At 40.5% G+C, this 17,172-nt stretch carries 11 protein-coding genes; 9 read left to right on the forward strand and 2 right to left on the reverse strand.

Going from position 1 to position 17,172, the window contains the following annotated elements:
• The 7 genes from MTN97_RS14810 to rfaH all read left to right on the forward strand — a co-directional run bounded on the left by MTN97_RS14810 (nt 1) and on the right by rfaH (nt 12,581).
• Nucleotides 1-1,185, forward strand: a complete 1,185-nt coding sequence (locus tag MTN97_RS14810) for a DegT/DnrJ/EryC1/StrS aminotransferase family protein (RefSeq protein WP_248474741.1) — start codon at nt 1-3, stop codon at nt 1,183-1,185.
• A gap of 522 nt (nt 1,186-1,707) precedes the next feature.
• A complete protein-coding gene (locus MTN97_RS14815; protein ID WP_248474742.1) occupies nt 1,708-3,672 on the forward strand; it encodes a polysaccharide biosynthesis protein in 1,965 nt (654 codons plus the stop codon).
• A 101-nt stretch (nt 3,673-3,773) separates the two neighbouring features.
• Nucleotides 3,774-4,940 (forward strand): nucleotide sugar dehydrogenase, encoded by a 1,167-nt coding sequence (locus MTN97_RS14820; protein ID WP_248474743.1) that lies wholly within the window; start codon nt 3,774-3,776, stop codon nt 4,938-4,940.
• 116 nt (nt 4,941-5,056) lie between these two features.
• Nucleotides 5,057-6,061, forward strand: a complete 1,005-nt coding sequence (locus MTN97_RS14825) for an NAD-dependent epimerase (protein ID WP_248474744.1) — start codon at nt 5,057-5,059, stop codon at nt 6,059-6,061.
• A gap of 205 nt (nt 6,062-6,266) precedes the next feature.
• Entirely contained in the window at nt 6,267-7,151 is an 885-nt protein-coding gene (gene galU / locus MTN97_RS14830) for a UTP--glucose-1-phosphate uridylyltransferase GalU (RefSeq protein WP_248474745.1), read from the forward strand.
• A 454-nt stretch (nt 7,152-7,605) separates the two neighbouring features.
• Entirely contained in the window at nt 7,606-11,181 is a 3,576-nt protein-coding gene (locus MTN97_RS14835; protein WP_248474746.1) for a putative Ig domain-containing protein, read from the forward strand.
• A gap of 908 nt (nt 11,182-12,089) precedes the next feature.
• The gene (gene rfaH / locus MTN97_RS14840; protein ID WP_036981287.1) at nt 12,090-12,581 is read left to right on the forward strand and encodes a transcription/translation regulatory transformer protein RfaH; all 492 of its coding nucleotides are present in this window, start codon (nt 12,090-12,092) and stop codon (nt 12,579-12,581) included.
• A gap of 389 nt (nt 12,582-12,970) precedes the next feature.
• On the opposite strand, the gene MTN97_RS14845 is transcribed toward rfaH, so the two are convergent.
• Nucleotides 12,971-14,353, reverse strand: a complete 1,383-nt coding sequence (locus MTN97_RS14845) for an MBL fold metallo-hydrolase RNA specificity domain-containing protein (RefSeq protein WP_248474747.1) — start codon at nt 14,351-14,353, stop codon at nt 12,971-12,973.
• A 334-nt stretch (nt 14,354-14,687) separates the two neighbouring features.
• Nucleotides 14,688-15,611: a manganese-dependent inorganic pyrophosphatase gene (locus MTN97_RS14850; protein ID WP_055013427.1), complete on the reverse strand. Its 924-nt coding sequence runs from the start codon at nt 15,609-15,611 to the stop codon at nt 14,688-14,690.
• Between the two features lie 117 nt (nt 15,612-15,728).
• On the opposite strand from MTN97_RS14850, the gene MTN97_RS14855 reads away from it, so the two are divergent.
• Nucleotides 15,729-16,226: a hypothetical protein gene (locus MTN97_RS14855; RefSeq protein ID WP_248474748.1), complete on the forward strand. Its 498-nt coding sequence runs from the start codon at nt 15,729-15,731 to the stop codon at nt 16,224-16,226.
• A gap of 13 nt (nt 16,227-16,239) precedes the next feature.
• Nucleotides 16,240-17,049, forward strand: a complete 810-nt coding sequence (mutM, locus tag MTN97_RS14860; RefSeq protein ID WP_248474749.1) for a bifunctional DNA-formamidopyrimidine glycosylase/DNA-(apurinic or apyrimidinic site) lyase — start codon at nt 16,240-16,242, stop codon at nt 17,047-17,049.
• Nucleotides 17,050-17,172: the final 123 nt, after the last annotated feature.

Raw genomic sequence — 17,172 nt, forward strand, 5'->3', positions numbered from 1 at the left:
ATGTTAAATACCCCATTTTCTCCTTGGCCTAGCTTCACTCAACAAGAAGCCGATGCTGTAAGTCGTGTCGTACTTTCAAACAAAGTTAATTACTGGACCGGTAATGAAGGCCGTGAGTTTGAAAAAGAATTTGCTACCTGGGCTGATAGTGAATATGCAATAGCGCTTGGTAATGGTACGCTTGCGTTGGATGTGGCGCTTAAAGCGTTAAATGTAGGGGCTGGTGATGAAGTTATAACCACACCCCGTACATTTTTAGCGTCGGCATCAAGCATTGTTACTGCAGGCGCTTCGCCTGTATTTGCTGATGTTGATTTAAATAGCCAAGCAATTACAGCAGCTAGCATTAAAGCGGTACTTACACCAAAAACTAAAGCGGTTATTGTAGTGCATTTAGCCGGTATGCCTGCTGAAATGGACGACATAATGGCACTCAGTAAAGAGCATGGCTTTTATGTAATTGAAGACTGCGCCCAAGCACATGGTGCTAAGTATAAAGGCCGTTCTGTAGGTAGTATTGGCCATGTAGGTGCATGGAGCTTTTGCCAAGATAAAATTATGACTACAGGTGGTGAGGGTGGCATGGTAACTACTAACTCTAAAGAGTTATGGTCTACTATGTGGAGTTATAAAGATCATGGCAAAAGTTTTGATGCTATTTATAACCGTGAGCACCCACCAGGGTTTAGATGGTTACATGAAAGCTTTGGCACCAACTGGCGCATGACCGAAATGCAAGCTGCCATTGGACGTATTCAATTAACGCGTATGACTGATTGGACTGCAAAACGTCAAGCAAATGGTGCTGAACTGGATAAAGCTGCCAGTGAGTTTGACTGTATTCGTTTAGTAACGGTACCTAGTTATATTGAACACGCAGAATATAAACATTATATGTTTGTTAAGCCGGAGCAACTAGCTGAAGGCTGGGATCGCGACCGTATAGTGAATGAAATAGTAGAGCGCGGTGTACCCTGTTTTCAGGGGAGCTGTTCAGAGGTGTATCTTGAAAAAGCATTTGATAACACCCCATGGCGCCCAGAAAAGCGCTTACCTAATGCAGTAGAATTAGGCGAAACATCGTTGATGTTTTTAGTACACCCGACATTGACTGAAGCTGAGATAGCTAAAACAACACAAGTGATGCAAGAGGTATTTGCGTTGGCATCTAAATTTAAACCTTAAAGACAAAAGGTGAAAGCTTCAAGATAAAAGCTTCAAAGTCAAAATTATAAAATTAAGGGACGAAAACTAGGTCTCAGGGGTTTTATGCATGAATACTTGTTTATGAAGTGTGGGTTGGGGCAAAGTGAGTTGTAGAATTCATTACTTAGTAAAGAGTTTTATAAACCGTAACCTCCCAATTGTAATATCTATTGGGCCTAGATGTTGGGTGCTTTTAACGCATTAATTTATTGGGTGCTTTTAACGCATTAATTTAAATACATTATTTTTTGAAGAGTGTCTCACGTGAGACACTCTTGAGACAGTTTTTAGGCATTATTTATTGCACCAATAGTCACATTATTGACATATTTTAACTGTCTCAATTAAGCGTTTAAGCAGCCATTTCTCGCTAAGCGCTTAGCTAATTAAATATCATTTAAACTACTAACAATAGTCTATTATTTGGTATGGTTAACAACTTGTTAAATAAAAATGCCATATTGGGTTATGCCCCGAACTGGAATTGAAAAGGAACTTGCCGTGGATAGTTTTATCCGTTCTATTTTAAGTGCTTCTAGGCCTAAAAAACGTCTAATTACGCTTTGTATTGACTCGCTTTTTATAGCAACCGCTTTTTGGTTAGCCCTTATTGTTAGGCTTGATAGCTTTGAGCCATTAAAAAGTGCTGATAATTGGCTGCTGTTATTGATGTTAATTCCTATTGCTTTATATGCGTTTATTGGTTTGGGTTTATACCGTGCTGTACTGAGGTATATGAACTCGCAAGCGTTATGGGCTATTGTACTAGGTACGCTTATTACCACTGCGAGCCTAGTACTGCTAGCCTTTTTTGCTGGGGTAAATATACCGCGCACTATGCCGTTTATTTTTGCTTGGTTATGTTTGTTAACAGTAGGGGGCTCACGTATCTTAGTGCGTGCACTTATTGGTAAAATGACCACCAGTAACAAAGAGCCGGTGATTATTTATGGGGCGGGCTCGTCTGGGCGTCAATTAGCAACGGCTTTAAATGCAGGCCCTGAATACTTTGTAAGTGCTTTTATTGACGACGATGTGACAAAACATGGCTCCATAGTACAAGGTATTCCTGTTTACCCCTTTGCAGACATAAATACAATTATAAAAAAATGTAAAGCAACCAAAGTGCTGCTTGCTATGCCTAGTGAAACACGTGCTAGGCGTAAGGAGGTGCTCGCACAACTAGAGCCATTAGCGATTAAAGTGTTGTCTATCCCCGGTATGGCCGATATGGTTGAAGGCAAAGCAAAACTCTCTGAATTTAAAGATGTAGGTATTGAAGATTTACTAGGGCGCGACCCAGTAACTCCTAAGCCTGAATTAATGACTGCTAATATAACTGATAAAGTAGTCATGGTTACAGGTGCGGGTGGCTCAATCGGTTCAGAACTGTGTAGACAAATAGTTAAACTCAAACCAACTAAGTTAGTGTTGTTTGAGCGCAGTGAAATTGCTCTTTATTCAATTGAAAAGGAATTAGGTGAATACATATCTAATAATACGCTTAACATTGAACTCATCCCTATCATGGGCTCTGTACAACGTGTAAATCGCCTTGAGACAGTAATGAGAACCTTTGGTGTGCAAACCATTTACCATGCCGCTGCTTATAAGCACGTACCATTGGTTGAGCATAATGTAGTAGAAGGTGTACGTAATAATGTATTTGGTACCTACTACGCCGCCAAAGCAGCTGTTGAGGCTAACGTAGATACCTTTGTTTTGATTTCTACCGATAAAGCCGTACGCCCGACAAATGTAATGGGCGCGACTAAACGCATGGCCGAGCTAGTACTACAAGGCTTAGCACAAGAGCAGGGCACTAAACATAAAACGCGTTTTTGTATGGTGCGCTTCGGTAATGTATTGGGGTCGTCTGGCTCAGTAGTACCATTATTTCGTCGCCAAATAAAAGAAGGCGGCCCAATAACATTAACGCATCCTGATATTACTCGTTACTTTATGACCATACCTGAAGCAGCCCAGCTTGTTATACAAGCGGGAGCTATGGGTAAAGGTGGTGACGTGTTTGTACTTGACATGGGCGACTCGGTAAAAATAAAAGATCTCGCTACTAAAATGGTTAGGTTATCAGGCCTTGAAATTAAAACCGACGATAACCCGCATGGCGATATTGAAATAAAATGCACCGGCTTACGCCCTGGCGAAAAGCTTTATGAAGAGTTATTAATAGGCGATAACGTAGAGCAAACCTCGCATGAGCGTATAATGACCGCACATGAAGTAATGCTACCGCTCAGTGAGCTTAATGTATTTATTGATGCGCTTGATATTGCTTGTCATAACTTTGAGCATGAAAAAATACGCCAACTATTACTTGATGCACCTACAGGCTTTAATCCCACTGATGGCATTTGTGATTTGGTATGGAATGCCAGGCTTGAAAACGAACCTAAAGATAATACTAAAAGCGTAACTAATGTAGTTAATTTAAGTAATCAATAAAGAACAATAGTTAGATGTCGGGTAACAGGTATATAGAGCTCCAAAAATGATTAAAGTTAAAAACTCAATGATAATGAAACCAGTGGTTTTAGGGAAATAAAATGAAAATTGCTGTTGTAGGTACAGGCTATGTAGGCCTTTCAAATGCTATGCTTTTGTCGCAACATAACGAAGTGGTTGCGCTCGATATTGATGAACAAAAAATAGCGCTTTTAAATAATAAAAAATCTCCAATTGTTGATACTGAAATTAGTGAGTTTTTAACCCGTAGTGATTTAAATTTTACAGCCACTACTGACAAGGTAGCCGCTTATAAAGACGCTGATTATGTAATTATAGCAACACCGACTGACTACGATGTTGAAACAAACTATTTTAATACCCGTTCGGTTGAAGCTGTAATTAAAGATACAATGGCGCATAACCCTAATGCGGTTATGGTGATTAAGTCGACTATTCCGGTTGGCTTTACGGCCGATATTAAAAAGCAATTAAACGCTGAAAACTTAATATTTTCGCCAGAGTTTTTACGTGAAGGCAAAGCCCTTTACGATAACTTACACCCATCACGTATTGTTGTAGGTGAGCAAAGTGAGCGCGCAAGCATTTTTGCTAACTTACTTAAGCAAGGTGCCATTAAGCAAGATGTTGAAGTGCTATTTACCGATTCAACAGAGGCTGAAGCTATTAAGCTGTTTTCTAACACTTACCTCGCAATGCGTGTTGCTTACTTTAATGAGTTAGACAGTTACGCTGAAGCACATGGCTTAAACAGTAAACAAATTATACAAGGCGTAGGCCTAGACCCTCGCATTGGTAACCATTATAACAACCCGTCGTTTGGGTATGGCGGCTATTGCTTACCTAAAGACACTAAACAACTGCGCGCAAATTATGCAGATGTACCAAACAACATTATTGGTGCAATTGTTGATGCTAATACTACACGTAAAGACTTTATTGCCGATTCTATTATTAAGCGTAGCCCTAAAATTGTAGGTGTGTACCGTTTAGTAATGAAAACAGGGTCTGATAACTTTAGAGCCTCTGCTATTCAAGGCATTATGAAACGTATTAAGGCTAAAGGTATTGAGGTTGTAGTTTACGAGCCTGTACTTGAAGAGAGCGAGTTTTACCACTCACGCGTTATAAAAGATTTAAATGAATTTAAACAAATATCAGATGTAGTGGTATCAAACCGTATGGTTGAAGAACTTAACGATATTGCAGATAAAGTGTATACGCGCGATCTATTTGGTAGTGATTAAGATAAAGGCTCAAGATTCAAGGTAAAAGAAGCAGGTTAATGACTAACTGAAAATTAAATATGAGCTTTAAAGTTAGATTTTTGACCTTTGGTCTTTAAGAGATATTAAGGATAGAAATGAAATATTTAGTAACAGGCGCAGCTGGCTTTATTGGCAGTGCGGTTGTAGAAAAACTAACTGCTGCAGGGCATCAAGTAGTCGGTATTGATAACTTAAATGATTATTATGACGTTAACCTAAAGCTTGCGCGCCTTGATCGTATTAAGCATGAGCAATTCGAGTGTAAAAAGGTTGATTTAGCAGACCGCCCAGCAATGGCAAGTTTATTTGAGCAAGAGCAGTTTGACCGTGTAATTCACCTTGCGGCACAAGCAGGTGTACGTTATTCAATTGAAAACCCACATGCTTACGCTGATTCTAACTTAGTCGGTCACCTTAATATTCTTGAAGGTTGTCGCCAAACAAAAGTGAAGCACTTGATTTATGCTTCATCGAGCTCTGTTTATGGTCTAAATGCTAAAGTGCCTTTTGAGACGTCTGACTCAGTTGATCATCCAGTTTCTTTGTACGCTGCCACTAAAAAAGCTAATGAGTTGATGTCGCACAGCTACTCGCATTTATACGATATTCCAACAACAGGTCTGCGCTTTTTTACCGTTTATGGCTCGTGGGGCCGTCCAGATATGGCACCGTTTATCTTTACTAAAAAGATATTAGATGGCGACACCATTGATATTAATAACAATGGCGATATGTGGCGTGATTTTACCCACGTAGATGACATTGTTGAAGGTGTAGTACGTATCGCTGATGTTGTACCAGGGCGTGATGAGCAATGGACTGTAGAGCAGGGTACGCCTGCTTCAAGTTCAGCCCCTTACGTTGTATATAACATTGGTCATGGCTCACCCATTAGTTTGATGGATTTTGTGAAAGCGATTGAAGATGAGTTGGGTATAGAAGCCAATAAAAATTTCCGTGAAATGCAGCTCGGCGATGTATACCAAACCTATGCCGACACCCAAGACTTATTTGCCGCAACGGGTTACAAACCACAAGTAGGCATTAAAGAGGGCGTTGCTGAGTTTATTACTTGGTATAAAGCGTTTTATAACAAATAATAAGCTTCGATTAAGATATAAGAAATTGACGTTATAACTAAACGTTAAACAAGACCGAGCCTAATTTGAACTCGGTCTTTTTCTTTTTTTTGATGATGTTGTTTTACTCAAACATTACTTAAAAAAGATTAAAACTATTCAGCTTAGATATATTGCTTAGCTGCTAATTTATCAAAATTATTAAAAACTTAATTAAAGGACTAGCATGAAAGCTGTAATTCCTGTTGCCGGTTTAGGCACGCGTATGTTACCTATGACCAAAGCCATCCCTAAAGAAATGTTGCCTTTGGTTGATAAGCCACTTATACAGTACATAGTTAACGAATGTGTTGCTGCGGGCATAAAAGAAATTGTATTAGTAACGCACAGCTCTAAAAATGCGATTGAAAACCATTTTGATACCAGTTTTGAGTTAGAAGCAACGCTTGAAAAACGTGTTAAGCGTACATTACTTGATGAAGTACGCTCTATTTGCCCACCTGATGTAACCATTATGCATGTACGCCAAGGTGAAGCTAAAGGCTTAGGACACGCTATTTTATGCGCTAAGCCAATTGTGGGTGATGACGACTTTGTAGTGGTGCTACCTGATGTAATCCTCGATGCTTATACGGCAAATCAAAAAACTGAAAACTTAGCGGCGATGATTGCCCGTTTTAACCAAACGCAAGCCAGCCAAATTATGCTTGAACCTGTAGCACAGGAAGATGTGAGCAAATACGGTATTGCTGATATTAACGGTGTAGAACTAACCCCAGGTGAAAGCGCCGCTATTAATGCCATGGTTGAAAAGCCATATGTTGATGTTGCCCCTTCAAACCTCGCGGTTGTTGGCCGATATGTATTAAGTAAAAATATTTGGCCGTTACTAGCTAAAACACACGTTGGCGCTGGTGGCGAAATACAGCTAACAGATGCAATTGATGCGCTAATAGCACAGGAAACTGTAGAAGCGTTTCATATGAGCGGCCGCTCACATGACTGTGGTGATAAACTCGGTTACTTAAAAGCCATTGTAGAATACAGCATGCGCCATGAAAGTTTAGGTGATGAGTTTACTGAGCATATGAAAAAGTTGGTTAAAGGGTAACAGACATCGGGTAACGAGCTACGAGCGACGGGGGATGGGCATCGAGCCTAGAACCTCGAATTAACCAGTTGGGCTAAACAAACAAGAGCTCAATCAAATCTGACAGTTGCATATTCTCTCCAGCTTTGATCACCCAATTGCATTAACTTTGATCGCTTATTCTTATTAAGCTTTGATCATTAAAATCACTTAGTCGCTTCAGGCGTCAACCGCATTATCATGATAATGCGGTTGCTGAATTTTTTGCCACGATTAAAAAGCGAATAATTAAGTGTAAGAGATACCCACACGATAAGATGCGAAGCTCAAGCCAACCTCAAAAACTAAATATTCTGTCGACGCTTGCTGTAAAAAGTATACTGATATATCCTAATCAGGCATCCAAGATGTTAAATAAAAGTTAACTGCATGTTTTTATTTAGGGGTGTTTCATTATTGATAAAAGGGAATATTTATGGAATGTAATAAAGTTACTTTCGTGTCAACATGCTTAGCTTATAGTCTTTTAGTCACTTCGGCCAACGCACAGACCAATCAACAAGCTTATAGTGAAGAGTTTTATTCTTCTTCACCAACTATTCAAAAACAACAATTCAGTAAACAAAACCAAGTTCAGGCAGAGGCACAGGAAGGTATAATTACCTTTTCAGAGTTTGCTACAAACACTTACATAACAGACCAGTATGCTGATAAAGGAATTATTTTCTCTGGAGATACACCATTTATCACTTCAGATAGTGCTAACCCAACTACTCCGGTGTTATCGGGCTATCCAAGATTTAATGGTGCTATTGAGGGGCATTTTGTCGACCCGGCGGATCCAAGTAGAACCTTAACAGTAAATACGTTTGCCCTTGATGCAGGTTATTTTGATGACCTCAGCTCAACGGCTATTTCTTGGTATAACGAAAATGGCGAGCTTCTAGGTAAGCGTTTTGATTCCATCTATGGTATTGAGCGTTTTGAAATTAGTGGTGAGAACATTGCTAGCTTCCGTATTGCAATAGAAACAGAAGAGCGCGCCGGTTTTGCTATTGACAATGTCTGGTTCAACCAAGCGCAATCTCTTTTTAATTTTGAGTTTGAAACCGATAAAGTTTATCAAAAACGTGGCGCCAAGGTTTCAAATACCTTTACTGTTTATTTTCGTGATCTAGTTGCTAAAAGTGGTGGTGCATTAGAGGATATTTGTTCTCAGCACAGCTTTATCGTTCAAGATAGTAACCAGCAGTTACCAGGGGAATGTTCAGTTGACGCTGCTAAGAAGGCTTTTAAAGTAGACTTCACCCTGAATAATGCACCTTATGTACTTAAAGATGCCAGCATGTCTATTTGTTTAGCTGAGCAGTGTGAAGTTATAAAGGATTTAAACAATTTGAGTGTTTATGGTACTTCATTTAATGTTGACCAACATGGTTATGCCTTTAAGAATGGTGGTTGGAGTGATGCCATGTTAGCTGACGGAGGCATTGCTTGCTGGGTGTTAGGAAACTGTTCACTCGAGCAACTTGAAGTGCATGGTACCTTACTTAATGTTGCTGATGGTATCACGCCTATTTTACCTGAACATCGTAGAGATGAAGCCTATGAAATTGTCGGTAAATATGACGGCATTGATAAAAGTGTTCGAGAAAATCGCAGTTTCGGCGGAGTGTGTTATGGATTAGCCACTTCAGCGGCGAGTAACTTTAATAACAGCGCACAAGCATCAGCTTGGGGTAGCTCAATTGTTGAGGGTAGCTCTGCGCAAACAATTACCGCACTCTATAATGACCATTGGCAATACCGTGAAACGCAAACACCAAAACCGTTACCTAAAGACGTGAGTCAATATGTTGCAACGAACAATAATGATATTGTGCAAAGTATGGCGCAAATTGCTTATTACTTTGTTACCCAAGGCGCATACTCGGGGAGCGGAGCAAATAGTGGCGCCGGTAGTGCCAGTTTCTCACGTTTTAGCAATGTTGAGCAGCTAAGTAGCTATTATGCTAAACACTTCACTAATGATAAAGCATCCCCACTGGTGTTCTACTTCACTGTAAAAGGTGGTCATGCCATCGTGGCAACCCAACTCATTAAATATAACAACACTACCGTACTTGTAACGCATGATAATAACTTTCCAAGCAGTTATAGCCAATTAGAATTTACTGGCGATGCGTTAAGCACTATCCCGCATTTTGTCGTTGACTTCAAAAAAACAGGCACAGTGCAAAGCCAATACGGTGATTTTGTGGCGTACAACCCTTATGTTAACAGTGGTTCAATGACCAGATTTGCTAGTGTTACTAATGATGAGTTACAGCTTCATAGCACTGCACAAGAAGCACAAAATGCATTTTATTTGAATGCCAGTAAGGAAGGTGTTACTGAGCAAAATGTAAAAGGAAATAGTAATAAAGCGGCTATTACTATGAACTCTTTAGTTCATACGCAAGTCGTCGTGCAGGGTGCTCGTATTGTTTCGGTGAAAAACAAGCAAACTGACGAACCAGCTCGTTTAATGCCTTTATCTGAGCAAATGGCACAAGATGTAAGCTATGTAAGTCGCTCACTTATGTCTGAAAAGCTTTACTTGTCTCGCGCAAGTGAGTTTGAAGTAGAAATTGAACGTTATAAGCAATTCCCCAACGCTAGAGTCTTTGTAAAACGCACAACAGAAAGTGGCACACTAGAAGTCATAAACTACGAGGAAATAACTAGCGATGAGCGTTTTGTTATTAAAGTTAATAGTGATGTGCGCGCAGTTATCGACAATACCATTGTTGAGCCCACATATAGTGGTGAAACCGCTGTGGCCGTTCAGGCTATTAGCTATTTGCAAGCCAGCTCAAACGGTAGCGATGTTCAACTTACATGGACATTACCTAACTTGCCAAATATTGCTGAAGTGATCACTGTAAGAAGCACAGATGATTTCCCTGTAAGTCCAAATGATGGCCTGAAGATTTGTGGTGAAGTTGCTAACGAATGTAATGATACTTCGGCATCTAGAGATACGATTTACTACTATAGTGTTTTTGTCATAACAGACGATGATCAAATCAGCACAGCTGAAAGTGTGGTAATTAATACACACCAAGCAAGCCTTATTGGATTTGTTTCTGCTAACAGCCATGCAGTAGCTAATGTAGATTTATCACTATTCACGGCTGAAGGTATACAGGTTGATTTAGTTAACACCACTTTAAGCGATCTTGCCGGACGATTTGCCTTTAACGGTTTGCCTTTAGGTTTATATCGTTTAGACGTTTCAGGCGAAAATGTTGAAGCTCAATCTTTTGATATTACAATCGATAGTAAGCAAGTAATGTTTGATGTCGTCGTTGACATAGTACCAAGTATTTTAATCAACACTGAAAACGTTGTCTTTAATGGTGAAAACTTAAGAGTTTCTTGGGATGTTGCAGGACTAGACCAAAATGATGAGCTAAATGTCAAACTAGTTCATGCTAGTGGTCAATTAAATCTTGCAACTGAATTGGCTGCTCAAGCTGGTCAGATAATTTGGCCTGTCGATATTGCCGAGCAAACGGTAACAGTAGTGGTTGAGCTAGCTAATGACGAAACTGTTAATGCGAGTGCACAAGTTGTTGTTATTCAAAAGAACAGGGCGCCCGTAGTCAACATAGCAATTCCAGATCAGGAAGCACAATCGGGTCTTGCGTATAGCTTTACCTTTGATGCGCAAACTTTTACTGATGCTGATGAAGGCGATGAGCTGACTTATTCTGCAACATTAGAAGATGGCACAGAGTTGCCAAGCTGGTTGAGTTTTGAAGCAGACACTAGAACTTTTTCAGGTACGCCTGGTGATGCACATATTGGTACGGTAACTATTGTCGTATCTGTTACCGATGGTGAAATTTCACAGCCCGTAACAGAACAATTTAGCATTAATGTAGTGGCTGCACCTGTTGTTGAAAAACCCGTTGAAGACTCTAGTGATAATGATAGTGGTAGCTTAGGCTGGTTCAGTTTAATTTTAATTGTATTCGCTTTTACCCGCAGATTAGTTAACCGATGATCTAAATACGGTTATCACTGTTATATAACGATTTCTGTCACGTTCTGAAATAGGTGACAGTTTTAATGAAAGGCTTGGGGCGAAAGTTCCAAGTCTTTTTTATGCACTTGATTAGGTGTTTTGTAAACGTTTAACTGACGAAATAAAGGGGCAAATCGCTGGGAGAAAATAAAACAATGCATCAATAAATTATGCGGTAAAACCTTAGGTAAAAACTCTATTTTGAGCACAAAATTTCACGACAGATAACCAATGAAAATGACATTTTAGTGTTTGAAGATTTAACGTTAAAGGGGGCCGAATTTTAATGGCGGCATGGTTGCCGATTTAGGTGGTCATGTTTATTCAATCTCTCAAGCGATGGCTTGCCGCGCCTGCCTCATAAAGCTTCACTTGCATAATATGAATATTTATCGTATTCGCCATTCCTTATTGAGTTAGGTCATTAAAAACGGTCATCATGTACAAACATTGATATTTTACATAAGTGACATTGGGGCTTTTACGCATAAACACCACACTATACCTATCAATCGACTTCACCCGTAAAACCAGTTCATTGGTTTGTAATGCTCATTCCTACCGCGATCACTTTTCTATTTGTTTTATTGAAGAAATCTAACATTCAATAAAAAGTCACACTTTTCTCCTGTGTTTCCCCTTGAAAAACTCCGATACGTTACGAGCAACGAGTTACGCGCCTAAACCCTAAACCCTAATACTGACGCGGGGTAAACCCGCTGCTACAGGCATAAAAAACCTTGCGATGCGGATGTTAACCGCAAGGTTTTTAAATTTCTCGAACCTAACTATCTACCTCGCATCAAGTCTGTGAGTAGTTTACAATAGTGTGTTCGGTTAGATAAATGCTGACGATTGCTCGTTAAGCTAAGGTTACAGGATATAGTATGGAAAATTGGTATTTAGTTATGTGTAAGCCACGACAAGAGGAAAGGGCAAAAGCTAATTTAACCAACCAAGGGATTGAGGCATTTTACCCCAAATTAACAACAGAAAAGCTCATTAAAGGTCGTCGCACTGTTAAGCAGTTAGCTTTGTTTCCTAATTACTTATTTGTTCGCCTTGAATTAAAAAGTGGTAACTTTTCTGCTGTAAAAAATACCCGCGGTATTGGTGGGTTTGTGTCTTATGGTGCGAGTTATCAAGTGGTACCCATAAGTTTAATTGAACAATTACAAAGTGAATGTTCACAAACTGTTGAGTCAACGATGCCAAAAGCGGGTGATGTAGTGAGCGTTAATAACGATTCTTTTAAAGGTATTCAAGCAATTTACAAAGAGCCCAATGGCGATATGCGCAGTATTTTATTAATTAACTTACTTAACAAACAAATAGAAATGAGCGTAGATAATAAAGATATTGAATCACAACAATGGTAACGGGTAACGGGTAACGGGTGACGGGTGACGAGAAGCGGGTTAAGGTTGATTGGTGTAGCAGCGGGTTTATCCCGCGTCTGGTTAAAGACAAAGGTGCTAGGTATTAGGTTTTAGGTAGAGATTAAGCCAAGCACGGTGTTTGGGTTCACGGCAGCGGGTAACGGGTAACGGGCAACGGGCAACGGGTTACGAGTAGCGGGCCATGAACCTAAAACCTAATAACGACGCGGGATGAACCCGCTGCTACGGATATAAAAACCTTGCGATATTAACCTTAAGGTTTTTAAATACCTTGAACCTTGAACCTTGAACCTTGAACCTTGAACCTTGAACCTTGAACCTTGAACCTTGAACCTTGAACCTTGAACCTTGAACCTCGAACCTCGAACCTATCCCTTCCCAATTTCAACTTTCACTTCATCACCCAACACTTCCCTGTATTTTGCTGCGAGTGCATTTTTAGCGTCATCATCGCCGTGAACTATTTTTATATGGCGGGGCTTTTTGCGCATACCGGTTACAAATTTGATGAGACCGGCTTGATCGGCATGAGCACTGTAGCCGCTTATGGTGTGTATTTTGGCGTTTATATTAATGCGGGTATTAATAATAACTACATAGCCATTTTTTGGGCCGTAGGTTTGTATATCGCGTCCTAATGTTCCGCGCCCTTGATAACCTACAAAGAGTACGTCGGTGGTTTTGTCGGTTAAAAATCGTTCTAGGTAGTTAACTATTCGCCCGCCGGTGCACATACCGCTTGCAGCTAGAATAATGGCAGGTGTTTGACGGGTGGCTAAGTAATTTATTAACGCTAAGTGCTCACTATGGGTATTTATTGTAGTGAGGTTTTCAAAGTCGAGTGGGTGGCGGCCTTTGGCTACTTTTTGTTTTGCCTCTTCATCCCATAAATATTTAAATTTTCGGTACTGTTGAGTAAAGTTAGCCGCCATGGGGGAGTCGAGTATTACTTGTATTGTGCGCCAAGGTGAATTTTTTGTAGAGGCATGAATTAGCTGTTCAAGTTCGTATAACAGCTCTTGTGTACGGCCAATACTAAAGGCAGGTACAAGTACTACGCCATTGTCGGCAACTGCGCGCTCAATCACGGCTTTTAAGGTTTGCGTACGTTGTTTTCTCCCTTGATGGTTTTTATCTCCATAGGTTGACTCAATAACTAAAGTATCTGCTTTATAGGGGGCTTTAGGGGCGGGTAGTAAAGGCGTATAGGGCGCGCCTAAATCACCTGAAAAAACCACTCTATGAATATTGCTCGCTTTGTGGGGAGGCGTGCTTATATCTATTTCTACATAAGCGGAGCCTAAAATGTGCCCTGCTCGTTGAAGTCGGGCTTTGGCTATGTGTTCACCTTTACAAGGAAGATCAAACCAGGTTTTAAAATCGATTTCGACAACTTGCTGTTTAAGTAGCCTTAAGCAGGTGTCTATTATTTTTTGATCGCGTGTGACGCCCACTTTTAATGCATCTTCAATGACTAACGGCAGTAAACTTGCTGATGCAATAGAGGTAAATATAGGACCTTTGAAGCCAGCCATTAATAAATAGGGAATCCGGCCAACATGATCAATATGGCAATGGGTAACAATAAGCGCGCGAACTTTGTCTATATTAAATTCAATATTAAGATCATCAACTGAGTCTTCTCCTTGAAACAGCCCGCAGTCAATTAGAAAAGAGCTTTGATCGTTTATTATCAGCTGGTGGCATGAGCCTGTTACGCCATTGACTGCTCCATGGTGAAGTATTTGCATTTTATGTCCTTATGTTTTGGCTGCGGGCTGCGGGTTACGGCTTGAAGCCCGAGCCTAGCACTTAGAGCCTAACGCCTTTATTTTATAAGTAAATATAGCAGGTATTTTAATGTAGGTGGGGCTTTATACCGTAACGGACGGGCCAAGAGCTGCGGACTGAGAGCCTAGCACCTTGAGCCTAATACCTGACGCGGGGTAAACCCGCTGCTACAGGTATAAAAAAACCTTGCGATATTAACCGCAAGGTTTTTAAATTTCTCGAACCTCGAACCTCGAACCTCGAACCTCGAACCTCGAACCTCGAACCTCGAACCTCGAACCTCGAACCTCGAACCTAGCCCTTAAAAGCGTCTTGTAGTGGTGGTACTACTTGCTTTTTGCGGCTCAATACGCCGTCTAGCCATACTTTACCGTCTTCTGGCTTTTCACCATAGGCTTGCTCAACAAGGCTGGCATCGTCTGATGCAATCAGCATTTGTGAGCCTTCTTTCATAATGTCGGTTAGTAGTAAAAATACTGAATGACGACCGCCTTCTTCTTTAAGCTTCGCGATGTCGGCTTCAAGGTCGGCTTTAATCTCGTCAAATACCGCAAGGTCAATAACTTCTAACTGACCAATACCAACAAGGTTACCGTTCATGTTAAAGTCTTTAAAGTCACGCATTACTAAGTCACGTACTGGCGTATCTTCAACGGCTGATTTAACGCGGAACATGTCCATGCCTAGTTCTTTGAAGTCTTCAATGCCTGCAATTTCTGCTAGTGCTTCAACACATTTAATATCGGCAGTAGTACAGGTTGGTGACTTAAAAATAACCGTGTCGCTTAAAATAGCGCAAAGCATAATGCCAGCAATATCTTTAGGGATCTCAACGTTGTAGAAGTCATACATCATTTTAATAATGGTGTTTGAGCAACCAACAGGGCGGATCCAACACTCAAGCGGAGTTGATGAGGTTAAATCACCTAGTTTATGGTGATCAACTACGCCAACAACGCGAGCCTGATCAATATCGTCAGGTGCTTGGGTTTTTTCTGTGTGGTCTACAATATAAACGTCTTCGCCAGCGTAGCTAAGTTTTAGCTCAGGTGCTTCAAAACCGAATTTATCTAAAATAAATTGTGTTTCAGGTGACACTTCGCCTAGGCGAGTTGGGATTGCTGGCTCATCAATTTGGTTTTTTAAATACGCCAGTGCAATTGCACCACATATTGAATCTGAATCTGGGATTTTATGGCCCACTACATACATTGACATGACTAAACTCCTTAAAATTTGCCGATATTCTAGCAAAGTCTTTGGGTTTTAACATATAGACAGTGTAATTAAGTTTTGGTTACACTTTAAATCGATATTATTAATTGGAAGACCCACATGCAACTCGGCCGCAAAGGTTGGAACAATGTTATTATTTTTTCGATGTTGATTATGATCTTCTTTTTAAATGGACTGCATAAAAACATAGGGAATGATGAAACACAGGCGCAATTGCAGCCACTACTTCCTGTGCAAAGTTTTGTATTAACACTTAAATTTAGCGACCAAAAAATTGAGCGTATTGGCACTAGTTGGCGTACTACTGCTTTGCAAAAAAATGTACCGCTTAGTTGGCAAGGCTCAGAGCTGCAACTTAGTGAGCTTGTTTATTTATGGCAAAATACCGCGCTGATGACCACCACACCTGATGCGCTTGATATGAATAAGCCACTATCGGCAGCAACGTTTGAACTCGCGGGTGAGCCCCTACCTTGGGTGTACTTATTATATGAAGCAAATGGTCAGTATTATCTTCTCGATAAAACCAGTCAGCGACTAATGTTGCTTGATTTAAGCACTGCTAAGCAATTATTTCCTAGTTTTACCTTTTCATAAGTGAGTTTTATAAATGCCTGAATTACCAGAAGTAGAAGTTAGCCGCATGGGCATTACCCCCCATGTGCTAAACCAAGTTGTGACTAAGGTAAACATTCATAATGCCAGTATGCGCTGGCCTGTACCCGATGAGGTGTATCAACTTGAGGGGTTAATGGTTAGCAGTATTGAACGCCGTGCAAAATATTTATTATTAGAGTGCGAGCTAGGCTCGGCTATATTGCATTTGGGTATGTCGGGGAACTTGCGCGTTGTAAATAAAACCGAGCCACTTAAAAAACACGACCATGTTGAGTTTATTTTAGCGAACGACAAAGCACTGCGTTTGAATGACCCGCGCCGCTTTGGTTGTTGTTTATGGCAAGCACCCAATGAAGAGCACAAGCTACTAGCTAAATTAGGCCCCGAGCCACTCACTGATGACTTTTTTGCTAAACGTGTTTATGAGCAATCTCGCAATAAAAAAGTGCCTGTTAAACAGTTTATTATGAATAACGCCGTGGTGGTGGGGGTTGGTAATATTTATGCTAACGAATCATTATTTAAAGCAGGTATCGATCCGCGAAAAGAAGCCGGTAAGGTAAGTCTTAAGCGCTACCAAGCGTTAATCCCAATTATAAAAGACACCTTAGCCGCTGCAATTACCCAAGGCGGCACAACGTTAAAAGACTTTGCCCAAAGTGACGGTAAGCCTGGCTACTTTGCGCAGCAGCTATTAGTGTATGGCCGAAAAGGCCTGCCCTGTGTAAATTGCGATACCGAACTAACCGAAATTCGCCTAGGTCAACGCAGCACCGTTTTTTGTGAGGTGTGTCAGAAATAATAAAGGTTAAAGGTTAAAGGTTAAAGGTTAAAGGTTAAAGGTTAAAGGTTAAAGGTTAAAGGTTAAAGGTTAAAGATGTATGGACTCCCACCCAATAATTGGAGTACGGTTTTAATTCGACCA

Origin of the sequence: Pseudoalteromonas sp. 2CM36K, from assembly GCF_023161865.1 — a bacterium.
GTDB classification, from domain to species: domain Bacteria; phylum Pseudomonadota; class Gammaproteobacteria; order Enterobacterales; family Alteromonadaceae; genus Pseudoalteromonas; species Pseudoalteromonas tetraodonis.